The following is a 22,224-nucleotide window of genomic DNA, read 5'->3' on the forward strand; positions in this document are numbered from 1 at the left end:
ACCTGTCAGGCGGGCTCGGTCACGACGCCGATACGCCGGTAGGTGAATGGTTCGTCCTCCGAAGGAACTGTCGCGGTACGCTTGGCTTCGTCGATCAGCATCGCCATGCGCGCGTGGATCGGCGACTTCGCGCAAGCCGGATCCGTTGCGGCGGCATCGCCGGCGATCACCATCGCCTGGCAGCGGCAACCGCCCCAGTCGATCTCGCGTCGTTCACAGCCGCGACAGGGTTCCTGCATCCAGTCCGTGCCGCGGAAGGCATTGAACGCCGGCGAATCGGCCCAGATCGAGGAGAGGGTGTGTGGTTTGAAACGCTCGAAGCTGAGCGACGGGATCGTCTGCGCGGCATGGCACGGCAGCACGGTGCCGTCAGGCGCCACCATGAACGCGTCACGCGCCCAGCCACCCATGCACGGTTTGGGGTAGATGGCGAAATAGTCTGGTGTCACGAAATCGATGTTGATAATGCCGGCCAGCCGCTCGCGTGCTTCCGCAACGATTTCCGCCTGCCGGTCGACTGCTGCACGCTCGGGCATCAGCTGATCGCGATTGATCAAAGCCCAGCCAGCGTACTGGACGTTGGCGATCTCGAGCCTCTCCGCGTCCAGCGAAAGGGCAAGATCGATGAACTCCGGTACCTCCTCGATGTTATGGCGATGGATCGGCGCGTTGATGGTGAGAGGCAAGCCGGCAGCTCGCGCGCGGCGTGCCGTCTCCAGCTTCTTGTCGTGGCTGCCTTTGTGGTTGCCGATGCGTTCGGTGGTCTCAGGCCGTGCGCCCTGAAAGCTCAATTGCAGATGGTCGAGCCCGGCTTCGGCAAATGCTTCGATGCGGCCTTCGGCGATGCCGACGCCCGCGGTAATCAGATTTGTATAGACGCCGCGCGCTGAAAGTCCGGCGATCAATTGCTCGAGGTCGCGGCGCAGCGTCGGCTCACCGCCTGACAGATGCACCTGCAGAACACCGAGATCGGCGGCCTCCGAGAACAGGCTGAGCCAGGTCTGTGTGTCGAGTTCGCGATTGGCCTTCTGCAATTCGAGCGGGTTGGAGCAATAAGGACATTGCAGCGGGCAGCGATGTGTCAGTTCCGCCAGCATGCCGATAGGAGGGAGGAGGGGCGTGTTCATAGCTTCACCAGCAGCTTGTCCGACCACTCTTGCAGGAAGGCGATGACGTCGGCCGCCACGGCCTCCTCCTCGGCCTCATAATCCGTGGCAAGGCCGGCGATGATTTCGCCGACCGTGGACCGTCCGTCGCAGCGCCGCAATATGTCGAGGCTGATATCGTTCGGCCAGAATATTCTCTCCGGTGAAAGCACGGCGAACGCCTGCCGCACGGAATCGTACTGTATGCGCACGTGCTTCGGCAGGAAGGGTATCGATCGCAGCGACACCAAGGCTCTTTCGCGCAGCATCATGGGGCTGCCTCGGGGCGGAAGGCGCCGGGCGGTATGTTTCCCGGCTCGCCATAGGCGTGTTGAAGCGCATCAAGCATGGCCCAGAGTATATCGCATTTGAACACCAGCGCATCTATTGCCTGCTGCTGGCGTTCCGCCGTATCAGCATGGCTGAGCACGTAGGTGAGGGCGAAGTCGGCGTCGCGCGAGGCTTGTTCGGGCCGTTGCTTGAAATAGGCCAGCGTATCCTCGGTGATATAATCGTATTTGGCCAGCATCGCCGGTACGCGCTCGCCGATGATGAGCGGTGAGAACATCTCGGTCAGCGACGACGCGACCGCCTCCAAAAGCGTCCGGTTGGAGCAAAAGGAGAGATAGGCCCCCACGGCGAACCGTGTCGCCGGCAGTGCCAGCCTTTCGCTTTTCACGGCCTCGGCGTTCAAGCCGAGCGAGGTTGCCAGATGCAGCCAGCGCGCGATACCGCCGCTCCAGCCGTCCTCGCCATCATGGTCTTCGATACGTTTGCGCCAGGCGGCGCGAAACGCCGGATCCTCGGCATGTGCGAGGATCATGGCATCCTTGCGCGGGATGACAGCCTGGTAGCAATAACGGTTCAGCGCCCAGGCCTTCATCTCGGCCTTCGACAGCGCGCCGCTGGTCATCCTGTGATGGAAGGGATGATGATTGTGGTAGCGCTCGGCGCCGACCTGCCTCAGCACGGCTTCGAGATCGCTCGTGGACAGGCCGCCTTTGGCCGCATCGCGGAAATCGTTCAAAATTCCATCTCCATGCCGTCGCCTGCGACTTCCCATCCTGCCGCCTTGACGGCCGCGTGTTCGGCCGAATTCTCGTCAAGGATCGGATTGGTGTTGTTGATATGGACGAAGACGCGGCGGCCCAGCCTCACATCGGCCAGACTGGCGATCGAACCCGCGTCTCCCGAAATCGCCAGATGCCCCATGCGCGCGCCGGTTTTCTGACCGACGCCGGCGACGATCATCTCGTCGTCGGTGTAGACAGTGCCGTCGAACAGAAGACAGGCTGCATCGCAAAGACGCGCGCGCAGCGTCGCATCGATGCGCGCGCAGCCTGGGATGTAGAAGACAGAATCGCGGCTGCCGATACCCGCAATTCGGACTCCAATCGTGTCACCGGCGTCGGAGCTGAAATTGGCATCCGGATGGTCTTTGTCCTCCAGATAGAGTGCTATCTTTCCAGGCACCGGAAAGCTCTCGATCATCACGCCGGTCTCGCTGCCTTCGGCATCGCAGATGACCAATTCTTTCGCTGTCGGCAGGATGCGCCGCGGCACGACCGCCGGATCGAGAACGTTGAAAATCGAATTCGCCTCCAGCGTCGCCAGAACCTGCGCCGTTGCATAGATGGCGAAAGGCTGCCGCTCGCGCAGGCTGAGCAGTCCGGCGATATGATCGACATCGGCATTGGTCAGCACCACCGCGCGGATAGGCGTCGAACGCAGCGGCGCGTCGCGCGCAGGTTGCAACTCTGGCGTTGCCGCGATCTGCTGGCGAATGTCGGGTGAGGCATTGAAAAGAACCCAGCCGACGCCATCCGTCGAAGCGATGACACTTGATTGGGTTCGTGAATGCACGCCAGCCATCCCGGAGCGGGCCGCACGACTGAGACGATAATTGCAATTCCATTGCGGAAAGCCGCCGCCTGCCGCCGATCCGATGATCCTCAAATGCATGAAAACGCCCGCCCCGCGGCTTCTCTGACCAGCAGGCAATTTGCAGCCCTGAAAAGTGCCGCGCGCGCCCTACACGCGTCAAAACCTTTCGCCAAAACCCTTGCGGGGATGCGTGCCCCTGTTGCCAGGGACACGCACCTCTGCGGCCTACCTCTTGGGAGTAATTTCGGCAGGCAGATACCGAGAAATTTCCATGCCCGCAGCAACCTGGCACATGGTCGGTTTTTTCCAGTTCTTCTTCATGACATTTCTCCTCTTATACCAGTCCGAAGGGACCGATCCCTGTTGTTAGCCAACCATTGCAGGGCACCGAAGCAATGGCTCGTCCATCACGTCTCAAAATGGACAAACGAAAAAGTAGGTTTTGAAAAATCGAAAAGCAAAACTACCGGGAATAATTGCACAACCTTCCTTCAATTGTTCGTTTCATATGGTCTTTTCACCTCCAGCGGAAGATTTGCACCTTCCCACCCATCGGCCCCGAGTGGATACCAGATTACCGAACTGTAGCCCCACTCGATCGCCCGTTTGGCGGCATTCCAGGACATCCAGCAATTCGTCATGCAATAGAACAGAATCGCTCGCGATTTGTCCGTGCCGGCCTTGGCTTCGAGGCCTTGGCGAAAATAGCTGGTGGTCTCTTGCGAAATAGCGCCGTATCCCACGTTGGCCAGCCATGTACTGCCTGGAATGTCCTTTCTAACCTTGTCTCTCCATATCGTTCCTGCCGGCAAATTGGTCGGCTTGGGCGTGTTCGGCATCACGTCGAAGAAGACTGCTTTCTTCGCTCGCCACAGCGCTTCAGCTTCCGCCGTCGTCACCACCCTGGCGCCTTGCAGCGTCGGCGGCACCGGCGCCCGATAGTCGTCCATCCGGTACCCCCTGGGTTCGGCGATCTCGCCAGCCCGCGTCGGTTCGGCCAGACCCATAAGGCTCGTAGCGACCAGCAAAAAAACAGCCTCCTTTCCCTTCATTGGGTGATCGGATTGTCGTGTTCGTCGATCAGCGGCACGTTGTAACTCAGCAGGAGCCTGTTGATCTCCGCCTGGTTTTCCCTGATCACCCGGTTGAGCGTCCGCTTCCATTCCTGGTCGGACGGACGTACGCCCATGGTGATGCGGTAGGACATGCGCGAGCCGGTTTTTTCCTTTACCAGCGGAACAATCGCCACATCGGCTCCAAGTTGCTTGGCATAGTAGCCTGCCATCGGTCCCCACAGGACCGCCGCGTCGATCTTGTGGGCCAGCATGTCCTTGATCATGACCTCCCCCATGGAGGGGGTGACACGCGTATCCACCGCAAGCGGATAGATCTTGGCGGTCCGCAGAAGCTTGTTGGCGGCCATGTTGGCGGTTGGCGGCGTGCGCTCGACAACCCCGATCGTCTTGCCCGTGAGTTTGGGATCCTCGATCGTTTCGACGCCCTCCATATCGTTGCCCTTCGGGTAGACCAGCACATATGTGGAGCGATAATAGGCGTTGGTGTTCTGCACCAGTTCATCGCCTTGGGCATAGCCCATGATGATGTCGCATCGGTTCGCTCCCAGCGTGTTGCGAACGAAGCCGGTGACAAGTGGAAACCAGGTATAGGCGACGGACTTCCGTCCGGTTTTCGCGGCTACCAGTTCGGCAAGTTTGTTTTCGAAGCCTTCGCCGCTCTTGTCGGTGAAGGGCATATTCGAAGGATCGGCGCAGACGCGCAGAATGTCGGGATCGACCAGTTCTCCCGCCGCGCCGAGGCCGGCGCCTTGCGCCTGCGCGTTCGATGGCAACAAGGCCAGTGCGCCGAGAATCGGCAGAACGACGCGCAGCTTCAATGCACCGCAGCCGTTCATGTCATCCGCCCATGCAGGATGCTTCGGCATCCTTCGCCGCCTGCGGCTTGTCTTCGTGCTTGGGCGGCCTGCCGCGTGGCGCCGCACCATCGGCGCGCGCGCGCAGGTAGACATAGAGATCGTCCAGGTAGCAATAGACGTTCTTGTTGTCGCCAAAGGCAGGCATGACGTTTTCCTTGCCGCCGCCGACATTCTTGCGGCCCTCGGCGACGATCGAGAGGAACGTGGCGTAGTCCATGGTTTTCAAGCTGTTGACCAGGGCCGGCGCGTAGCTCGAACCTGTCGCATCCTGTCCGTGACAGACATGGCAATCGGAGTGATACCGGCGGTAGCCGCTGAACGTGTACCAGTCGACGGTTCCGTTCTCGATCTTGTAGGTCGGATTTCCATCCGCATCCAAATACTTGCCGCCTTCTTGCTTCACCGCCTTGGCTTTTTCCATGCTGTCCTCGGCCCACGCCACGCCTGAGCTTGCCAGAGGCAGCAGAGCCAGGACGAAAGCCGAAATTACAATGCGAACGGACATTCAAACGCTTCCTTCATTTGCCGTGGACACTGTTTTGCTGCCGTGGCCGGCATTGATCGGTGTGTCGGGGGTGCAACCGCATCGAGAGCCCGGCCATGGTTTCGGATGATCCGGGCTCTCGTTTTTCAAACCTCCGGTCCAACAAGACCTGAGGCGTGCTTAAGGTTCCCCGCCCGTCAGTCCGGGAGACCGAAGACGGTGAGCTGACCGCCCAGCGTCGTATAGTCGGCAAGTGCCGCGTAGCCGCCGACGGCACCCAGACCAGCGGTACCAACGACCGCGGACTGATCGCCTTGCGCACGGCCCTGATCGACGGCGCCATGCCAGGCAGCAGCGTTGTCAGGCGAAAGCAGACCGCCTGCCAGACCGATACCTGCCCACCCACCGACGCCGGACAGAACGGCGATGTACTGCTTGCCGTCATGCTCGTACGTGGTGATGTTGCCGATGATGCCGGACGGGGTCTTGAACTTGTAAAGTTCCTTGCCGCCCTTATCGACCGCCTTGATGTAGCCTTCGAGCGTGCCGTAGAAGACGACGTCGCCATCTGTCGCCAACGCGCCCGACCACACGGAGAACTTCTCAGGCTTCGACCAGACGATCTCGCCCTTGGCCGCATCCCAGGCAATGAAGTTGCCCATGCTGCCGTCGCCGCCAGGTGCCGGGTACATCGACACTGTGGCGCCAACATAAGGCTGACCGGCGGTGTAGCTTACCTTGTACGGCTCATAGTCCATGCAGACATGGTTGGTCGGAACATAGAACAGGCCGGTTTTCGGCGAATAGGCAGCCGGCTGCTGATCCTTCGTTCCAAGCGCCGCCGGGCAAATACCCGTCGAGTTGGTGTCTTCGCCGTTCTGCTGGGTCGAATATTTCGCCACGACCTGCGGGCGACCATACTGTTCGCTCTTTGGGTCCATGACGACTTCCGTCGCCCAGTTCACCGCTGGATCGTATTTCTTGGCGACGAGAAGCTCGCCGGTGGCGCGATCCATGGTGTAGGCGAAACCATTACGATCGAAATGCACCAGCACGTCGTGTTTGGCGCCATTGACCTCCATGCCATCGACGAGGATCATCTCGTTGATGCCGTCATAGTCCCATTCGTCATGCGGGGTCATCTGGTAGAGCCATTTGGCAACACCGGTATCGGCATCGCGGGCCATGATCGTCATTGACCAGCGGTTGTCGCCAGGCCGTTGGACCGGGTTCCATGTCGAGGGATTGCCGGTGCCGTAGTAGACCAGGTTCAGCTTGGGATCATAGGAATACCATCCCCATGTCGTGCCGCCGCCTGTCTTCCATTGCTCGCCTTCCCAGGTGTTGGTGCCGGAATCCTTGCCTACCGGCTTGCCCAGCTGGGTGGTTTTCTCGGGATCGATCAGGGTGTCGGCGTCGGGACCTTCCGAATAGGCTTTCCAGGCAAGTTTGCCGTCTTTCAGATTGTAGGCGGCCAGCCAGCCGCGAACGCCGAACTCGGCGCCGGACACGCCGATGAGTACCTTATCCTTGACCACGACGGGGGCAGCCGTGCCGGATTCGCCTTTGCCGCCGTCGGTCATGTCGCCATTCTTGACCGACCAGACGACCTTGCCGGTCTTTGCATCGAGGGCGACGACCGTGGTGTCGGCCTGATTGAGAATGATCTTGCCGTCACCATAGGCAACACCGCGATTGACCGTATCGCAACACATGATCGGAATGACATTCGGATCCTGCTTGGGCTCGTATTTCCAGAGGATCTTCCCGTCATTCTTGAGGTCGAGCGCAAAGACATTGTTTGGGAAGGGCGTATGGACATACATCACATCGCCGATGATCAGCGGTCCACCCTCATGCCCGCGCAGCACGCCGGTGGAAAAGGTCCATTTGACCTGCAGGTTCTTCACATTATCCGCAGTAATCTGGTTGAGTTTGGAATAGCGGGTGTTGGCGTAGTCACCCGTCTGCATCGCCCAGTTCTTCGCATCCGAAGCGAGCTTTGCAAGATCCTCGTTAGCCGACGCCGTATAGGCCGCGCCGAGCGACAGAAACGCCGCAGTGGTTAGAATATACGTAGCTTTCGTAAGTACACGCATCCGAATTCCTCCCGGGGTTCACAGTGATGAATCGACTGTCAGGCCCACAAGGGCTCGCCCAAGCGATTCACGGGGGGGAAATATTTCCGGCAGCGTGTCACGACCTAAGCCAGATGTGCAGAGGGCACCGTTACTGCCCACCTCACTTTGGCCTACGAAAGACTGTCGCCGCTCCCTAATGACGGTGACGCCCTTGAAGCCGGAAACAGGGAAAGGCTATGTCATCCCAAAAGGCTAGGCAAGCAAAAAAGGCCTAGTGCATTGTTGCACCGCAATATTATAAATGATGCACTGCAATATACAGAAATGAACAGAACTACAAGATTAATATGAAGTGTTTTACGCTCCCGCAGTGACCGAGAACCGTACTAAAATAGTCTTACTGTCGGTCTTTTGATTTTAATATACACCGAGGTTATTTGCTAATGTTTATCGCTGCCCATCTTGGATGGCATGTAAAAAGTCTCGTCGTTCTCCGATATTGAGCGAGATACGAAGCGGTCGCGGGAGCCTGGGCGCGGAGCCGGTGATCAAGTCGTCATCCATAGCTATCGCTCGTGGACAGCCCTTTCCTCCTTTGGTCGTATACGGAACCCATGGGTGCTTGACTGGCTTTACGGCGCGTTGCCAACTGGCACGCCGATCTCGTCCGGGCGCATCGAACCCGGACCAACCGGAGGTTTCTCATGATCAGATATGTTGGATTTTCGACCTTGCCGCTGCTCTTCACGGCGACACTGGCCATCGCAAACCCGGCGGGTGCTGCGGGAGACTATCCCACAGTAACGGTTGTCGACTACGTGCTCGGCTGCATGCGAACGAACGGCCAGACGCGTCAGGCGCTGGAAAGCTGTTCCTGCTCGATCGACGTCATCGCCTCGATCCTGCCCTACGACCACTATGAGACGGCCGAGACCTTCAAGAGCATGTCTTTGACAACGGGGGAAAACGCGGGGCTGTTTCGGGAAAGCGCACCGGCGAAGGCAGCCCGTACAGAGCTGAAGCGTGCGCAGTCGGAAGCCGACGTGCGTTGCTTCTAAAGATCAAGCGTGCCCATCGCCGTGGCAGCGCGGCATAGCGTATTTCGAGACTTCAGAGCCCCGTTTTCTCCAGCGGCCACTGATTGCGGAATACCTTGCCGTCCGTGTCGATCGCTTCGACCTGGATTTCACCATTGCCGTGCGCCGTGAAATCGAATCGGAAATTAGGGTCTTCCGAAATCGATATTCCACCTTCCATCGAGAGGATCGGCCGGCCGGCTTGCGAGATCGACAGCTTCTGAACAAAATGCGCGGGGATGAAATACTGGGTCAACGGATCCCGCTGCAGGCCCGAATTGTTCGGGTGGCGGATCATCAACTGCAACTCCTCTGCCTTGCTCATCGTCTCTTGGGGTGGGAACTGGCGCAGCTTCATCTGCCCCATCGCCGCCATGGCCTCGTCCTGGTTCTTGACCGCAGGGGCGGAGCAGCCGCCTGACGCCTTGACGAAGGTCTGAGCCATGTGGAGTTGGCCGCCTTGAGTCTCCGCTATGGCACGCAAATAGGAATAATCGTTGACGCGCACGCGTGTCGACAGATGTGTCACGCCGGCGTCCTTGCCGATCTGGAACGTTGCCGCCACCGGCGCAGGATTGGCGTCGATGATCAAGGTCACGGATTTGATGCCGTCCGGCGCCTTGGCTGGGTCGACATAGATGTCGACAGGCACGATGGCGGCATCTTGCGCCCGCTTTGGCGCTTCGATCCTGACGACGCCGGTGTCGACCAGAATAGCCCGGTCGCCGAACACGTCGCCTTTCAAGTCTTCCCAGATCTTCTCCGAAGAAGCCGTTGTTTGCTGTGCGTTGGCGGCTGAGGAGACGCCGAACAGCGTACCGATGGTCAAGATGATTGCGGCCAAGAACGATGCAAGCGACAAGGCGAACTGCCTGCTCGCGTAAGCGTGATTTTGCATTTCGATGCCTCCACCAATGCAACAGAGGTGGTGCCCAGGCTGGCGTTTAGAATATGCCTTTGACGACGCGTTGGCAAATCGCCCCACTTCATGATCTCTGGCGCATGTCGGTGTGGTCTATTCCCATTCGAGTTCAGCAAAAGCAGCTGTTGCGTTGCGCTCATTGTAGTCGTCGAACAGGTGCCATTTGCCCCGCTCGCTTCCGGCGGCGGTTTTGACGGCCTCTCGGAGCGGCGTCCCGTCGACGATCGCGTTGCGGATATCGCGCGCCAGAATCTCGAAATAGCGCCGTTCTCCTGCCAGCGCCTGCGGCCAGTCGGCCGGTACCGGACCATGACCCGGAACGACGCGCGCGGCGCCGATCGCGGCGAGCGCATCCATCTGGCGGAGCCAGCCAAGCAGCGATCCGTCGAGCGTCGGCAAGGAGCCCATGAACACGAGATCGCCGGCAAAGAGCGTGCTGGTCTCGGGGTCGAAGACGGTCAGGTCGTTATCGGTGTGCGCAGCCTTCCATGCCCGCAGTTCGAGCATGCGCCCCCCGAGATCGAGTTCCAGGCGATCATCGACCAGCATCGCCGGCGAAACGATCTCGACTCCGTTCATAAGCGCTTCGCCGACCTGTTCGCGATAATTGTGCAGATAGAACGCACCACGCGCCTCGAGGGCACGCGGCAAATTGCGATGGCCAACAATGGTCGCGCCGATCTCCCGGAATGCCGCATTGCCGAAAATGTGATCGGGATGCATGTGGGTGTTGATCAGGAAGCGAACCGGTTTTGCGGTTATCTTTCCGATCGCGGCGAGCAAGGCGTGCGCCTCGGTCAGGCTGCCGCCACTGTCGACGACGGCAACTGCATCGGTGCCGACGACGACCCCCAGATTGCAGATCGCACCGTCGTTGGTTGTAGTCATCAATTCATCCACGCCCTGGAAGGCGAAGACGCCGTCGGCGATTTGGCGGACCGAGAACCGCAGGCCGCCGGCCGCGGCCAAGGCGGCTCGTCCGAGGCAGCACGGCAGCAAGGCAGCACTGACGGCGGTGCAGGCAAACCCACTCACAACCCTGCGTCGTAGCCGATCAATCGACATGGGGTCCTCCGATATGCATTCGCCATCAGGGCGTTCAAGTGACGCCCGGGAACCTTTGCCGGAACGACCGCAGAAGGTCGCTCATCACCTGTGAATTGCGATGTTGCCGAGGCAACCGCACGTCGAACACGCCCAGCACATGTGCTGGTCGCGGCGCGAGCACGATGATGCGATCCGACAGCATCAGCGCCTCGCGCAGATCGTGCGTTATCATTAAGGCGGTCGTAGGCCGTGCCGACCACACCGACAGAAGCAGGTGACGAAGCCGCTCGGCGGTCTGGTGGTCGAGCGAGACAAACGGTTCGTCCAGGACAAGCATCGCCGGCTCGGTAGCGAAGGCCCTGGCAAGTGCTGCCCTGCGCGCAAGGCCGAGCGACAGTTCCGCAGGATAGAGCGAGCGCATGCCGGCGAGGCCGAGAGTTTCAAACAGACCGTCGAGGTTCTTCGTTCTCAAGCTTTTCGGCAAGGCCAGCCTGACATTCTGCTCCACCGTTCGCCACGGCAGCAAGATCGGCTCCTGGAACACGGCCGCAATGCGGTTGGAGCCTCCTTGCGGCAACTGGAAGGATCCGGAAAAATCCTTGTCCAACCCAAGCAGGATACGCAGCGTCGTGGTTTTGCCGCAGCCCGACGGTCCCAGCAAGCAGGCGAATTCGCCTTGCCGGACCTCGAAGGAAAGGTCCTGAAGCGCCGTGATCGAGACGCCTTGCGCGGACCTGAAAGTCTTTTCAGCGATATCGACCCTAAGCGGGACGACGGCGCCAACGGGTTGCATGTCGTTCAACGGGTTGCACCAGAAGAAGTTCGATGACGAGCATCACCGCCACGAAAGCCAGTGTGTAGGCAAGAATGGCGGCGACGTCGAAGAGCTGGAAATAGAGATGGATCTGGAAGCCGACGCCGTTCGACCGGCCGAGCAGTTCGACGACCAGGACGATCTTCCAGATGAGGGCGATGCCGGATCGTGACGCGGCGGCAAGATAGGGTTGCAATTGCGGCAGCAGGATGTGGCGGATGCGATCGAGAGGACCGAAGCGATAGACAGTGGCCATTTCGGCGTAGCTCGGATCAAGCGCCCTGGCGCCCTCACGCATCGTCACCACGACATTCGGGATTTTGTTCACCGCCACCGCGCCGATCGCCGCCGCCTCGTTGAGGCCGAACCAGATGTAGCCGAGGACGATGACCACCAGCGCCGGGATGTTGAGGAACAGAATTACCCATGGGTTGAAAAAGCGGTCGGCGCGACGATAGCTGCCGAGCAAAACGCCGATGACCGATCCTATGATCATCGCGACGATATATGCCGCGGCGACCCGGCCGAGGGTCGCGCCGAGATGATAGAAGAGGTCGCCGCTCGCAGCCTCCCTGAGGAGCACCTGCCAGACCTGTCCCGGCCCCGGGAGGGCACGGCTCCGCCAGACACTCGCCGCAAGGCTCCACAGCAGGCAAAGCCCGAGCAAGGAAACCGCCACGGTCAGCGCGGGCATCAGCGTTGTCGCCAAGCTGGATCGCCCGGACATGCTCGTCGGGGCACCTCGCGTGCCGTTGCTGGTTTCCGGTGCGGTCATTCCGTGCGGTCCTGCCAGAATGTGCCGGGCGCCATCTCGGGCGCGCTGCCGACCAGCTTCGCGCCACCGATCGCCGCCAGCACGTGATAGAGCTTGCCGGCGTCGGCCGCTTCCTCGGCGACCGCCCGCCTGGGGATGCCTTGGCGGTAGCGGTCGCGCAGTTTTTCCAGTTCTTTGCCTTCCGCGCGAATGATCGGCGCCAGGCGCAGCCACTCCTCGTCGGATCTGGCCAGCAGGTCCTTGGCTTGCGCGGAGGCCCTGACGAAGCCCCTGGCGGCCTCCGGGTTCTCGTTCGCCCATTGGTCGTGGAAGACGTAACCGAGTGCCGACACAGGTCCCAAGGCGCCGAGCGCACGCGCCGCATCGTTCACGCCCATCAATCGACGAAAGCCGTTGGCCTCGAGACGGGCGCAAAAATGCCAGAAATTCAGCACCGCATCGAGTTCGCCCTGCATGGCCTTTTCCGAAATCAGCGGTGGCGCGCCAAAGATGATGTCGCTGGTTGCCAACAGGTCGACCCCGTAGTCGCGTCTGGTCAGAGCCTGTATCAGGAGCCAGCTCTTGTCGAGCGGGCCGCCGGCGACGCCGATCTTCCTGTGCTTGAGGTCGGCGACCGTCCGGATCGGCGACCCCTCCTTCACCATGATCGCCCCCACAGCGGTCGAATAGGGGGCTAATGTGAGGTCGCCGCCTTCCGACCGTTGGCGCGAGACCCACAACCAGTCGGAGACGATCATGTCGATCGCACCGGCCAGCAAGGCGACGTTGGTCGCGTCCTCCCCGGCGAAATCGATGATCTCCAGATCGATCCCGTTCGCCACATCGAATTTGTGTTGCCTGAACGTTTCGAGTTCCCAACTCACGGTTCCAAACTTCAGGACACCAACGCGAATCCTGGCTGCTGCAAAGACAGGCCTTGCGGCAAGAGCAGCGACCGTGCCGAGAACCGCCAGACGCAGCGTGTTGCGCCGTGAAATCATCATGACACCTCCTCCCTGGGCTCCAGGACGTCAATCAGATCGCTCGTTCCTTGCTCGGAAAGGCGCATTTCCAGCGCATGACCTTGAGGGCCGGGTGTTCCTGAGACCATTTCGCGATCTCGCTGGGTGCAAGGAACATGCATTGGAGCAGAGAGCCGCGGCTCTCGAAATAGAGGTGTTCGTCTCGGCAATTGCCCGGATTGGTGCTGAGGCACACCGTTAATATGAGATCGACCATATCCATTTAGCACCTCTTGCGCTCCGGGACGCCTGTCTCGACTGGTCCGGCCCAATGAGGAGCCTGGACAAAATCGCCAGTTGCCGGATTCCCGAGGTGCCAGTGGAGAAACCGGATGTCTTGAAGCTACGCATTCGCCCGATAGCCGTCAACAAAGACGAATACCGGTACCCTGGGTACCCAAGCCTCTATACCTTTATACGATTGACTTTCACCGCACGCCAACTAGCTTTCCGATTCGCGCGGCGCCGCTTCACAAAGGGAAAGCGGATACTCCACTCCACCGCGTAAGGTGCATGCCAATGGATGAAAGATCGGCATGCGCAAAATCGTCCAGGGCACCCAGACGATCCATGAGGAAATGCCATGCGCGCAATCGCATTTTTCGCAGTCGTGTTTGCTGTGTCCTTCATCACAAGCCAATCCCAGGCACAGGATGCCGCGGCGGGTGAGAAGGTCTTCGCCAAATGCAAGGTCTGCCATGTCGCCGACCAGGACAAGAACAAGGTCGGCCCGTCGTTGAACGGCGTCATCGGCCGGACGGCTGGCACACACCCGGGGTTCAGTTACTCCCAAGCGATGGTCGCGGCAGGCAAGTCCGGCGTCAAATGGGACGAACCCACGCTGACGACTTACCTTCGCGATCCCAAGGCCATGGTCAAAGGAACGAAGATGGCGTTCGTCGGCCTCAAGCAGGACCAAGACATCGCCAACGTCATCGCCTATTTGAAGCAATTCTCGAAATAGCGGCGCCGCCGGCCGTTCGAACTTGCGTCCGGCCGGCGTTCGCCCCGATCAAGCACCGGCTTGCAGCCCCTGCATCGCCGCAGGCAGGTCGAAAAGGCTGTCGCAAACCTGGTCGGCGCCAAGCTCTTCAACCGGAAAATGGGTGTATCCGCCGCGCAGCAGAATGACGGGCATGCCGGCGGCGCGCGCGGCGCCTGCATCGGCACCACTGTCTCCGACCAGCAGCGCGTCACAGGGGTCGACTCCAAGCTGGGCGAGCGCCAGCAGCAGAGCATCGGGCGCGGGTTTCAGGCATGTCACCGCGTCTCCGCCAATGATCGCACGGAAATATTCCGTCAGTCCGAAATGCAGCAGGATCTCGCGAGTCGCCAACTGCGGTTTGTTGGTCGCCACGCCCATGGCCATTCCCTTCGCGTAGAAGTGTGTGAGAACCTCCCTGACGCCAGGCATCAGTCTTGTCAGGCCGGTCAGATGTCGGCTGTAGATCGGCGCCATGACGCGGTTGGCCTCATCGAGCGCGTTGCCGACGAGCGGCGCTCCCGACGCCGCGAAGGCCCGCTCGATCAATTTCCTGACGCCGCCACCGATCATGGCCTTGACCTGGTCCAGGCGCAACGGCGGCAGATCGCGGCTGGCCAGCAACTCGTTGACGGCGGCCGCTATATCAGGCGCCGAATCGACCAGTGTGCCGTCGAGGTCGAACAGGATCGCCTTCGGCGGTCGAAGCGACCTACCTGCGCCGACATTCATGCAGCATCCTTCCACTTGATCGAGCAGCCGATCGAGGCGATCTGGTCGAACGGACCATCGCCGGTTCGAGCAACCTGCTTCATCGCCTCGAACAGATCGCGTCGCAGCCCGAGCGGTCCGGATTCGCGTCGCGACGCGTCCAGCCGGCCGCGATATTGCAGTCTCAGTTCGCTGTTGAACCCGAAGAAATCGGGAGTGCACACCGCTGAGTAGTCGCGCGCTACAGTCTGGGCCTCGTCGTGCAGGTAAGGGAAGCTGAAGCCGTTCGTCACGGCGAAGCGCTTCATGTGGTCGAAGGAATCGTCCGGGTAGGTGTCGGCATCGTTGGAGTTGATGGCGACGAAGCCGATACCTTCGGCCTTGAGGTCATTGGCGTCGCGCACGATGCGAGAGATCACGGCCTTCACATAAGGGCAGTGATTGCAGATGAAGGCCACGACCAGGCCATTCGGGCCGGCGTGACCGAAGATGGAATGCGACGTGCCGTCGACGCCGGGCAAAACGGCATCGATGGCGGGCCAGCCGAAATCGCATACAGGTGGGACCGCAGCCATGTTCGTCTCCCCGACAACGGTTTACGCGGCTTTCCGGATCGCGCCATCGGCCGCCTGTCTGATGGCGCCGATATTGGCACGATAGGCTGCCTCGGTGCCTCCCTTGAATACAGCCGAACCGGCGACCAGTACGTTGGCGCCAGCCGCGGTGACCAGCGGGGCGGTTTCGGCCGTGACTCCGCCGTCGATCTCGATGTCAATCGGGCGATGGCCAACCAAAGCCTTGATCCGTCTGACTTTCTCGATGACCGCTGAAATGAAGGCCTGGCCGCCGAAGCCTGGATTGACCGTCATCAGCAGCACCAGATCGAGCCGGTCGAGCACATACTCGATGACGCTCTCCGGCGTCGACGGATTGAGCGACACCCCGGCCTTCTTGCCAAGATTCCTGATCGCCTGCAACGAGCGGTCGAGATGCGGTCCAGTCTCGGCATGCACCGTGATGATGTCGCAACCGGCATCGGCGAAGGCGGCCAGATAGGGGTCGGCCGGCGCGATCATCAGATGGCAGTCGAAGATCTTGTCCGTTCGGCCACGGATCGCCTTGATGACCGGCGGACCGAAGGTGATGTTGGGCACGAAATGCCCGTCCATCACGTCGAGATGGATCCAGTCGGCGCCCGCCTGAACGACAGCTTCGACCTCGTCGCCGAGCCGCGAGAAATCCGCGGAAAGCACGGAGGGCGCGATGATTGTCCTGGTGACCATGGTCGTCGTCTCCAATTTCTGTCTTCCGTGTCGGGTCGCCGCCCGCCAGCCGGCTTCGCCCTCAGCGCGTCTTCGTCTCCGGTTCGCCTTCGAGCTTCCCTTCCGCGAATACGCGGCTGCCGCGGATATCGGATTCCTCGATGGTAATAAGGTCTGCCTTGGTCAGGGCACGGCTTCGCGATGCGAAAAGCCGATTGGCCTGGCGAAGCCGCGCCCGGTCCAGCCCATTGCGCACCGAGCGCGCGTTGGAGAAATGCGGCAGCCTCATTCGGATCGGAAGATACTCTTCGAGGGCCTGGGCGGCCGCCTCGCTGAGGCGATAATTCTGCTCCGCCAGCATGATCTCGGCGATCGATTTCAGCTCACTGACGCCGTAGTCGGGAAAATCGAGGTGGTGAGCGATGCGCGAACGCATGCCGGGATTGCTGTCGAAGAAACGATCCATCTTGTTCTTGTAGCCGGCAAGGATCACGACCAGGTCGTCACGATTATTTTCCATGCATTGCAGCAGGATCTCGATCGATTCCTGGCCGTAGTCGCGTTCGTTCTCGGGCTTGTAGAGGTAATAGGCCTCGTCGATGAAAAGCACGCCGCCCATGGCACGCTTGATCACGTCGCGCGTCTTGGGTGCGGTGTGGCCCACATACTGGCCGACGAGATCGTCGCGCGTCACCGCGACCAGGTGGCCTTCGCGGACATAGCCGAGTCGATGCAGGATTTCGGCCATCCTCAGCGCCACGGTGGTCTTGCCCGTGCCGGGGTTTCCCGTAAAGTTCATATGCAGTGTCGGTGCGCCCGAGGTCAGTCCGAACTTGCGGCGAAGCCGGTCGACCAGGAGAAGGGCCGCGATCTCGCGGATGCGGTTCTTGATCGGCTTCAGTCCAACGAGTTCGCGGTCAAGCTTATCCATCACCTCGTCGATGCTGGACGCTTCGAACTCGGCCTGCAGATCAACCAATTCGTCCTGCGCGGCTGCGCCTTTGGCTATCGTGTCCAGCATGGCTCAGCTAGCTCCGCTCGCCCTCGGGCCTGTCGGTGGCATAAGGCACGATCGAATAGCCCTGGCTGCGGCCGTCACGCTCCTGGCGCAGCAGCCGGAACCCGGGTTCGCTGGGTGGCCGGTTGACGATGAACGACATGCGCGGCGCTTCCCATCCCTTGGTCGAATCGAAGGCGGTTACCCGGACATACATGTTCGGACAGGCTTTCCGGCAAGCGTTGACTTCGAGCAGGATGCCCGCCGGGTCTCTCAAATCGAACATCGGGTTGCCGTACATTTCCCAATAGGTGTTTCGCGGATGCGGATCGTCCGTGTACTCGACGCTGACGGCCCAGTGGTTCTTCAGCGCATATTTGATCTGCGCCGAAATCTGCTCATCGGTCAGGTCGGGCAGGAACGAGAACTGTCCCTGCGTGACCTTGTTTCCCGGATTGGTCATCATGGCGACGGTTCCTTTCTTCTAGAAGCTGGGCGTTGCGGTTGGCACGAAGTCGGCCGTGTCGGTCGATTCATAGTTGAAGGTGACATCCTTCCAGGTCTCCAGGGCAGCCTTCAGCGGGGTGCACCATTTGGCCGCCTGTTCGAGGATTTTGGTTCCTTCGCGCAAATAATCGCGTCCCTCGTTGCGGGCCAGGATCATCGCTTCCAATGCAACGCGATTGGCCGTCGCGCCTGCCTGGATGCCGTCGGGATGGCCGATCGTGCCGCCACCGAACTGCAAGATGACGTCCTCGCCGAGATAATGGATCAACTGGTGCATCTGGCCGGCATGGATACCGCCCGAGGCGACGGGCATCACCTTGTTGAGCGAGGCCCAGTCCTGATCGAAGAACAGCCCGGTTTCGAGGTTCTGCGGCGTGCGTTCCTCGCGCAGCGTGTCATAAAACCCCTTGATCATGAGCGGGTCGCCTTCCAGCTTGCCGACCACAGTGCCGGCGTGGATATGGTCGACGCCGGCCATGCGCATCCATTTGCAGATGACGCGAAAATTCATGCCGTGGTTCTTCTGGCGCGAATAGGTTGAGTTGCCGGCGCGGTGCAGGTGCAGGATCATGTCGTTGCGGCGTGCCCACTTGGCCATCGACTGGATCGCCGTGTAGCCGATGACGAGGTCGATCATGATGATGCAGGAGCCAAGCTGTTTGGCGAATTCGGCGCGCTCATACATCTCCTCCATCGTGCCGGCGGTGACGTTGAGATAATGGCCCTTGACCTCGCCGGTGGCAGCTGAAGCCTTGTTCACCGCCTCCATGCAGTAGAGGAAGCGGTCGCGCCAGTGCATGAAGGGTTGCGAGTTGATGTTCTCGTCGTCCTTGACGAAGTCGAGGCCACCCTTCAGCGCCTCGTAAACGACGCGGCCATAGTTGCGGCCTGACAGGCCGAGCTTCGGCTTCGTCGTCGCGCCGAGCAGCGGACGGCCAAACTTGTCGAGCCGCTCACGCTCCACCACGATGCCGGTTGCGGGTCCCTGGAAGGTTTTGAGATACGCGACCGGGATACGCATGTCTTCCAGTCGCAGCGCCTTGACCGCCTTGAAGCCGAACACGTTGCCGATGATCGATGCGGTCAGGTTGGCGATCGAGCCCGGCTCGAACAGGTCGAGGTCGTAGGCGATGTAGGCGAAGTACTGTTGCTCGGTCTTGGTGCCGGGACCGGTGTTTGGAACCGGCTCGGATCTGAACGCCTTGGCGCGGTAGAGCTCGCACGCTGTCAGCCTGTCGGTCCACACCACGGTCCACGTCGCGGTTGAGGATTCACCGGCGATGGCGGCCGCTGCCTCCTCGTGGTCGACGCCGGGTTGCGGCGTGATCCGGAACATGGCGATCAGATCGGTCTCCTTGGGCCTGTAGTCCGGCTCCCAGTAGCCCATCTTCTTGTAAGGGATGACCCCTGACTTGTAGCGTTCCTTGCCTTCCTTGAGCGTACCCGCTGGCAGCATATCGATCTTGTTCATGACAGGTCTCCTGTTTGTTGCTCAGGCGGCTTTCGCGGTTGCGATATGGGGCGCGAGTTTTCCCGCGGCATAGCGTTTGGCCATCTCGTCCATGGCGATGACCTTGATCTTCGAGGCGTTGGACGCCGTGCCGAAACGCTCGAAGCGGTCTCGGCAAAGATCGTGCAAGGCGTCCATGGCGGGCTTCAGGAATTTTCGGGGATCGAACTCGCGCGGATTCTCCGTCGCGACGCGGCGGAACTGCCCGGCCATGGCCATGCGGCAATCGGTGTCGATGTTGACCTTGCGCACGCCGTAGCGGATGCCGCGCTCGATCTCCTCCACCGGGACGCCAAAGGTCTGGGGCATCTCGCCGCCATATTTGTTGATGATGTCCTGCAGTTCCTGTGGCACGGAGGAAGAGCCATGCATGACCAGATGCGTGTTGGGTAGCTTCTCGTGGATCGCCTCGATCACCTGCATGGCCAGTATGTCGCCGTCCGGCTTGCGGGTAAATTTGTAAGCGCCGTGCGAGGTGCCGCAGGCGATCGCCAGCGCGTCCACCTGGGTTGCGGCCACGAAGTCGACCGCCTGATCGGGATCGGTCAAGAGTTGGTCGTGGGAGAGCGCGCCCTCGGCGCCGTGGCCATCCTCGGCCTCGCCCTGGCCGGTTTCCAGCGATCCGAGCACGCCCAGTTCGCCTTCGACGGAAGCCCCGACCCAATGCGCCATGCGTGTGACTCGTTCGGTTACGGCGACGTTGTAGGCATAGCTTGCCGGCGTCTTGGCATCTGCCATCAGGGATCCGTCCATCATCACCGAGGTGAAGCCGTGGCGGATCGCGGAAAGGCAGGTGGCCTCGTCGTTGCCGTGGTCCTGATGGATGCACAGCGGAATGGTCGGATGCATTTCAGTCAATGCCTCCATCATTTTGGCCAGCATGACGTCGTTGGCGTAGGACCGGGCCCCACGTGAGGCCTGGATGATGACAGGCGCGTCGCAGGCTTTGGCCGCTTCCATGATTGCGAGGCCCTGTTCCATGTTGTTGATGTTGAATGCAGGGACGCCGTAGCCGTGCTCGGCGGCATGGTCGAGAAGCTGGCGAAGGGTGATGCGGGCCATTGTGGGTCCTCCTAGATGATGAGCTTCAGCGCCGCCGCAGCAACCGCTTCGGACGTTATGTTGAAATGCCGGTACAGATCGGGGGCAGGGGCGCTGGCGCCGAAACCGGCCATGCCGACGACAGCGCCCGTCTCGCCGACCCAGCGGTCCCAGCCCAGCCGGGCCGCCGCTTCGACCGCGACGCGCGGCGCGGAGCCGAGAACGGCCTTGCGGGCGGCGCTTTCCTGCTCCTCGAAAAGCTCCCAGCATGGCATCGAGACGACCGCGGCGGCGACGCCATGCTCGGTCTCCAGCCTTTCGGCGGCGGCAACCGCGATCTCGACCTCCGAGCCGGTTGCGATCAGGGTGACGGCACGGTGCCTGGCTGGCTCGCGCAGGATGTATGCGCCCTGGCTGGAGCGGTCCGCGTCGCTGTGCGCCTCACGCAGCATCGGCAGGTTCTGGCGCGACAGCACCAGCACGCTCGGCCGATCCCTGCTCTTCAGCGCAAGTTCCCAGCATTCCGCCGTTTCGATGATATCCGCTGGGCGAAAGACATTGAGGTTCGGCGTGGCACGCAGCATCGCCAGGTGTTCGACCGGCTGATGCGTCGGGCCATCCTCGCCGAGGCCGATGGAATCATGCGTCATCACGTAGATGACGCGCTGGCCCATGAGCGAGGAGAGCCGTATCGCACCACGCGCATAATCCGCGAAGCAGAGGAACGTACCGCCATAGGGCACGAAGCCTCCATGCAATGCGATGCCGTTCATGGCGGCGGCCATGCCGTGTTCACGAATGCCGTAGTGAATATAGCGGCCGGCATAGTCGCTCGGCGCAATGCGGTTCATGCCCTTGGTGATCGTCAGATTCGAGTGCGTCAGATCGGCCGAGCCGCCGACGGTCAATTCCGTGGCGCCGTTGATGACCTCCAGCGCCATTTCGGAAGCTTTTCGCGTTGCCACCTTGGTTGCCTTCTCGACATGCTCTCGGCGAAAGGCATCGAGCGCTTCGAAGACCGCGTCGGGCAGTCTGGCGGCGACCGCGTTCTCGAGGGCCTCTCGCTGCGGCGAGGCGGCAAGCCGCTGCTCCCACGCGCCCCGCATCGCTTCGCCGCGGCCGGCAATTTCGCGCCAGGCGAAAAGCACGTCGTCCGGCACCTCGAACGGCGCGAAGGTCCAGCCGATGTTCTCGCGGGTCGCGGCGATCTCTGCCTCGCCCAGCGGCGCGCCATGCGTCTTCTCCGAGCCGCCGAGGTTGGGGGCGCCCTTGCCGATCATTGTGCGGCAGGCAATCAGCGACGGTCGATCTGACTGCCGCGCCGCCTCGATAGCCACGGCGACGGCTTCCATGTCGTGGCCGGAGACCGTTTGGACATCCCAGCCGGCGGCTTTGAAGCGCGCCGGCTGGTCCATCGACGTGGACAGGGAGGTTGGCCCGTCAATGGAGATCGCATTGTCGTCCCAGAAGACGATCAGGCGGGAAAGCTTCAGGTGGCCGGCGAGGTCGATCGCCTCGTGGCTGATGCCTTCCTGCAGGCAGCCGTCGCCTGCAATCACATAGGTATGATGGTTGACCAGATCGGCACCGTAGCGGGCAGCAAGCATGCGCTCCGCCAGCGCCATTCCGACCGCCGTGGAAATGCCTTGTCCGAGCGGGCCGGTGGTGGTCTCGACACCAAGCGCGTGGCCATATTCGGGATGTCCGGCCGTGCGGCTGCCCAGTTGCCGAAACCGCTGCAACTCCTCGATCTGCATGTCTTCATAGCCGAGCAGATAGTGCAGCGCGTATTGCAGCATCGAGCCATGGCCGGCTGAAAGCACGAAACGGTCACGGTCGGGCCAGCCCGGCCTGGAAGGATCGATATTGATGAAGCGGTTGAACAGCACCGTTGCGACATCGGCCATGCCCATCGGCATGCCGGGGTGTCCCGAATTCGCTTTTTGGACGCTGTCCATCGCCAGCACGCGAATGGCGTTCGCCATGTCGAGCTCCGAGACGACGGCGGCGGCGGCAGGCTTTAGTGCTGTTTGGCTGGTCATGGCGTCCTCC

24 protein-coding genes are annotated in these 22,224 nt (G+C 61.2%); 2 read left to right on the top strand and 22 right to left on the bottom strand.

What is annotated here, in order from left to right; all coding sequences use genetic code 11:
• Window positions 1-5 precede the first annotated feature (5 nt).
• From pqqE to FJ428_RS00250, 8 genes are all read right to left on the bottom strand, one after another.
• A complete protein-coding gene (gene pqqE, locus FJ428_RS00210; protein ID WP_140498258.1) occupies window positions 6-1,127 on the bottom strand; it encodes a pyrroloquinoline quinone biosynthesis protein PqqE in 1,122 nt (373 codons plus the stop codon).
• The gene (gene pqqD, locus FJ428_RS00215) at window positions 1,124-1,414 is read right to left on the bottom strand and encodes a pyrroloquinoline quinone biosynthesis peptide chaperone PqqD (protein ID WP_224680292.1); all 291 of its coding nucleotides are present in this window, start codon (window positions 1,412-1,414) and stop codon (window positions 1,124-1,126) included. Before pqqD ends, pqqE begins: the two co-directional genes overlap by 4 nt.
• Window positions 1,414-2,172, bottom strand: coding sequence for a pyrroloquinoline-quinone synthase PqqC (pqqC, locus tag FJ428_RS00220; protein WP_140623871.1), 759 nt, complete (start codon window positions 2,170-2,172; stop codon window positions 1,414-1,416). The genes pqqD and pqqC overlap by 1 nt, the downstream gene beginning before the upstream one ends.
• Window positions 2,169-3,107, bottom strand: a complete 939-nt coding sequence (gene pqqB, locus FJ428_RS00225) for a pyrroloquinoline quinone biosynthesis protein PqqB (RefSeq protein WP_140498251.1) — start codon at window positions 3,105-3,107, stop codon at window positions 2,169-2,171. The genes pqqC and pqqB overlap by 4 nt, the downstream gene beginning before the upstream one ends.
• A gap of 413 nt (window positions 3,108-3,520) precedes the next feature.
• Window positions 3,521-4,081: a PQQ-dependent catabolism-associated CXXCW motif protein gene (locus tag FJ428_RS00235; RefSeq protein ID WP_140878964.1), complete on the bottom strand. Its 561-nt coding sequence runs from the start codon at window positions 4,079-4,081 to the stop codon at window positions 3,521-3,523.
• Window positions 4,078-4,971 carry a substrate-binding domain-containing protein gene (locus FJ428_RS00240; protein WP_140524717.1) on the bottom strand — a complete coding sequence of 298 codons (894 nt, stop codon included), beginning with the start codon at window positions 4,969-4,971 and terminating at the stop codon, window positions 4,078-4,080. The genes FJ428_RS00235 and FJ428_RS00240 overlap by 4 nt, the downstream gene beginning before the upstream one ends.
• Window positions 4,943-5,467, bottom strand: coding sequence for a c-type cytochrome, methanol metabolism-related (locus FJ428_RS00245; protein ID WP_140515133.1), 525 nt, complete (start codon window positions 5,465-5,467; stop codon window positions 4,943-4,945). Before FJ428_RS00245 ends, FJ428_RS00240 begins: the two co-directional genes overlap by 29 nt.
• A 176-nt stretch (window positions 5,468-5,643) precedes the next feature.
• Entirely contained in the window at window positions 5,644-7,545 is a 1,902-nt protein-coding gene (locus FJ428_RS00250; protein ID WP_140878725.1) for a methanol/ethanol family PQQ-dependent dehydrogenase, read from the bottom strand.
• A 686-nt stretch (window positions 7,546-8,231) separates the two neighbouring features.
• Here FJ428_RS00250 and FJ428_RS00255 point away from each other — a divergent pair.
• The gene (locus tag FJ428_RS00255) at window positions 8,232-8,585 is read left to right on the top strand and encodes a hypothetical protein (protein ID WP_140498241.1); all 354 of its coding nucleotides are present in this window, start codon (window positions 8,232-8,234) and stop codon (window positions 8,583-8,585) included.
• 52 nt (window positions 8,586-8,637) lie between these two features.
• On the opposite strand, the gene FJ428_RS00260 is transcribed toward FJ428_RS00255, so the two are convergent.
• From FJ428_RS00260 to FJ428_RS00285, 6 genes are all read right to left on the bottom strand, one after another.
• Window positions 8,638-9,501, bottom strand: a complete 864-nt coding sequence (locus FJ428_RS00260; RefSeq protein WP_140566577.1) for a quinoprotein dehydrogenase-associated SoxYZ-like carrier — start codon at window positions 9,499-9,501, stop codon at window positions 8,638-8,640.
• A gap of 117 nt (window positions 9,502-9,618) precedes the next feature.
• Window positions 9,619-10,590 (bottom strand): quinoprotein relay system zinc metallohydrolase 2, encoded by a 972-nt coding sequence (locus FJ428_RS00265; RefSeq protein ID WP_140878726.1) that lies wholly within the window; start codon window positions 10,588-10,590, stop codon window positions 9,619-9,621.
• A gap of 34 nt (window positions 10,591-10,624) precedes the next feature.
• On the bottom strand, window positions 10,625-11,365 hold the full coding sequence (locus FJ428_RS00270) for an ATP-binding cassette domain-containing protein (protein WP_140498534.1): 741 nt from the start codon (window positions 11,363-11,365) through the stop codon (window positions 10,625-10,627).
• Window positions 11,334-12,080: an ABC transporter permease gene (locus FJ428_RS00275; protein WP_224519073.1), complete on the bottom strand. Its 747-nt coding sequence runs from the start codon at window positions 12,078-12,080 to the stop codon at window positions 11,334-11,336. Before FJ428_RS00275 ends, FJ428_RS00270 begins: the two co-directional genes overlap by 32 nt.
• Before the next feature lie 77 nt (window positions 12,081-12,157).
• Window positions 12,158-13,144, bottom strand: a complete 987-nt coding sequence (locus FJ428_RS00280; RefSeq protein WP_140878727.1) for an ABC transporter substrate-binding protein — start codon at window positions 13,142-13,144, stop codon at window positions 12,158-12,160.
• Window positions 13,145-13,175: 31 nt separating this feature from the next.
• On the bottom strand, window positions 13,176-13,385 hold the full coding sequence (locus FJ428_RS00285; protein WP_140498232.1) for a hypothetical protein: 210 nt from the start codon (window positions 13,383-13,385) through the stop codon (window positions 13,176-13,178).
• A 360-nt stretch (window positions 13,386-13,745) separates the two neighbouring features.
• On the opposite strand from FJ428_RS00285, the gene FJ428_RS00290 reads away from it, so the two are divergent.
• Window positions 13,746-14,126: a cytochrome c family protein gene (locus tag FJ428_RS00290; protein WP_140498230.1), complete on the top strand. Its 381-nt coding sequence runs from the start codon at window positions 13,746-13,748 to the stop codon at window positions 14,124-14,126.
• Between the two features lie 48 nt (window positions 14,127-14,174).
• Here the strand turns inward: FJ428_RS00290 and gph are convergent, their stop codons facing one another.
• The 8 genes from gph to tkt all read right to left on the bottom strand — a co-directional run bounded on the left by gph (window position 14,175) and on the right by tkt (window position 22,214).
• Window positions 14,175-14,876: a phosphoglycolate phosphatase gene (gene gph, locus FJ428_RS00295; RefSeq protein ID WP_140515137.1), complete on the bottom strand. Its 702-nt coding sequence runs from the start codon at window positions 14,874-14,876 to the stop codon at window positions 14,175-14,177.
• Entirely contained in the window at window positions 14,873-15,430 is a 558-nt protein-coding gene (locus FJ428_RS00300; protein WP_140515138.1) for a thioredoxin family protein, read from the bottom strand. The genes gph and FJ428_RS00300 overlap by 4 nt, the downstream gene beginning before the upstream one ends.
• 21 nt (window positions 15,431-15,451) lie before the next feature.
• Window positions 15,452-16,138 carry a ribulose-phosphate 3-epimerase gene (rpe, locus tag FJ428_RS00305; protein ID WP_140524711.1) on the bottom strand — a complete coding sequence of 229 codons (687 nt, stop codon included), beginning with the start codon at window positions 16,136-16,138 and terminating at the stop codon, window positions 15,452-15,454.
• A gap of 61 nt (window positions 16,139-16,199) precedes the next feature.
• On the bottom strand, window positions 16,200-17,138 hold the full coding sequence (gene cbbX, locus FJ428_RS00310) for a CbbX protein (protein WP_140818546.1): 939 nt from the start codon (window positions 17,136-17,138) through the stop codon (window positions 16,200-16,202).
• Window positions 17,139-17,145: 7 nt separating this feature from the next.
• A complete protein-coding gene (locus FJ428_RS00315) occupies window positions 17,146-17,580 on the bottom strand; it encodes a ribulose bisphosphate carboxylase small subunit (protein ID WP_140498220.1) in 435 nt (144 codons plus the stop codon).
• Window positions 17,581-17,598: 18 nt separating this feature from the next.
• Entirely contained in the window at window positions 17,599-19,092 is a 1,494-nt protein-coding gene (locus tag FJ428_RS00320) for a ribulose-bisphosphate carboxylase large subunit (protein ID WP_140498217.1), read from the bottom strand.
• Between the two features lie 21 nt (window positions 19,093-19,113).
• A complete protein-coding gene (gene fba / locus FJ428_RS00325) occupies window positions 19,114-20,193 on the bottom strand; it encodes a class II fructose-bisphosphate aldolase (RefSeq protein WP_140515142.1) in 1,080 nt (359 codons plus the stop codon).
• Window positions 20,194-20,204: 11 nt separating this feature from the next.
• Window positions 20,205-22,214 (bottom strand): transketolase, encoded by a 2,010-nt coding sequence (gene tkt / locus FJ428_RS00330; RefSeq protein ID WP_140878728.1) that lies wholly within the window; start codon window positions 22,212-22,214, stop codon window positions 20,205-20,207.
• Between the last annotated feature and the right edge of the window lie 10 nt (window positions 22,215-22,224).

The organism is Mesorhizobium sp. B2-8-1, assembly GCF_006440955.1.
In the GTDB taxonomy this organism is placed as follows: domain Bacteria; phylum Pseudomonadota; class Alphaproteobacteria; order Rhizobiales; family Rhizobiaceae; genus Mesorhizobium.

Excerpts from the sequence above, each read along its gene's own strand:
- FJ428_RS00270 (WP_140498534.1), bottom strand. The coding sequence starts at position 11,365 with ATGCAACCCGTTGGCGCCGTCGTCCCGCTTAGGGTCGATATCGCTGAA.
- FJ428_RS00235 (WP_140878964.1), bottom strand. The coding sequence starts at position 4,081 with ATGAAGGGAAAGGAGGCTGTTTTTTTGCTGGTCGCTACGAGCCTTATG.
- pqqD (WP_224680292.1), bottom strand. The coding sequence starts at position 1,414 with ATGCTGCGCGAAAGAGCCTTGGTGTCGCTGCGATCGATACCCTTCCTG.
- FJ428_RS00315 (WP_140498220.1), bottom strand. The coding sequence starts at position 17,580 with ATGATGACCAATCCGGGAAACAAGGTCACGCAGGGACAGTTCTCGTTC.
- FJ428_RS00285 (WP_140498232.1), bottom strand. The coding sequence starts at position 13,385 with ATGGATATGGTCGATCTCATATTAACGGTGTGCCTCAGCACCAATCCG.
- FJ428_RS00240 (WP_140524717.1), bottom strand. The coding sequence starts at position 4,971 with ATGCCGAAGCATCCTGCATGGGCGGATGACATGAACGGCTGCGGTGCA.
- FJ428_RS00275 (WP_224519073.1), bottom strand. The coding sequence starts at position 12,080 with ATGCCCGCGCTGACCGTGGCGGTTTCCTTGCTCGGGCTTTGCCTGCTG.
- FJ428_RS00280 (WP_140878727.1), bottom strand. The coding sequence starts at position 13,144 with ATGATGATTTCACGGCGCAACACGCTGCGTCTGGCGGTTCTCGGCACG.
- FJ428_RS00300 (WP_140515138.1), bottom strand. The coding sequence starts at position 15,430 with ATGGCTGCGGTCCCACCTGTATGCGATTTCGGCTGGCCCGCCATCGAT.
- FJ428_RS00290 (WP_140498230.1), top strand. The coding sequence starts at position 13,746 with ATGCGCGCAATCGCATTTTTCGCAGTCGTGTTTGCTGTGTCCTTCATC.
- rpe (WP_140524711.1), bottom strand. The coding sequence starts at position 16,138 with ATGGTCACCAGGACAATCATCGCGCCCTCCGTGCTTTCCGCGGATTTC.
- FJ428_RS00265 (WP_140878726.1), bottom strand. The coding sequence starts at position 10,590 with ATGTCGATTGATCGGCTACGACGCAGGGTTGTGAGTGGGTTTGCCTGC.
- FJ428_RS00245 (WP_140515133.1), bottom strand. The coding sequence starts at position 5,467 with ATGTCCGTTCGCATTGTAATTTCGGCTTTCGTCCTGGCTCTGCTGCCT.
- fba (WP_140515142.1), bottom strand. The coding sequence starts at position 20,193 with ATGGCCCGCATCACCCTTCGCCAGCTTCTCGACCATGCCGCCGAGCAC.
- gph (WP_140515137.1), bottom strand. The coding sequence starts at position 14,876 with ATGAATGTCGGCGCAGGTAGGTCGCTTCGACCGCCGAAGGCGATCCTG.
- tkt (WP_140878728.1), bottom strand. The coding sequence starts at position 22,214 with ATGACCAGCCAAACAGCACTAAAGCCTGCCGCCGCCGCCGTCGTCTCG.
- FJ428_RS00320 (WP_140498217.1), bottom strand. The coding sequence starts at position 19,092 with ATGAACAAGATCGATATGCTGCCAGCGGGTACGCTCAAGGAAGGCAAG.
- pqqB (WP_140498251.1), bottom strand. The coding sequence starts at position 3,107 with ATGCATTTGAGGATCATCGGATCGGCGGCAGGCGGCGGCTTTCCGCAA.
- FJ428_RS00250 (WP_140878725.1), bottom strand. The coding sequence starts at position 7,545 with ATGCGTGTACTTACGAAAGCTACGTATATTCTAACCACTGCGGCGTTT.
- pqqE (WP_140498258.1), bottom strand. The coding sequence starts at position 1,127 with ATGAACACGCCCCTCCTCCCTCCTATCGGCATGCTGGCGGAACTGACA.
- FJ428_RS00255 (WP_140498241.1), top strand. The coding sequence starts at position 8,232 with ATGATCAGATATGTTGGATTTTCGACCTTGCCGCTGCTCTTCACGGCG.
- cbbX (WP_140818546.1), bottom strand. The coding sequence starts at position 17,138 with ATGCTGGACACGATAGCCAAAGGCGCAGCCGCGCAGGACGAATTGGTT.
- FJ428_RS00260 (WP_140566577.1), bottom strand. The coding sequence starts at position 9,501 with ATGCAAAATCACGCTTACGCGAGCAGGCAGTTCGCCTTGTCGCTTGCA.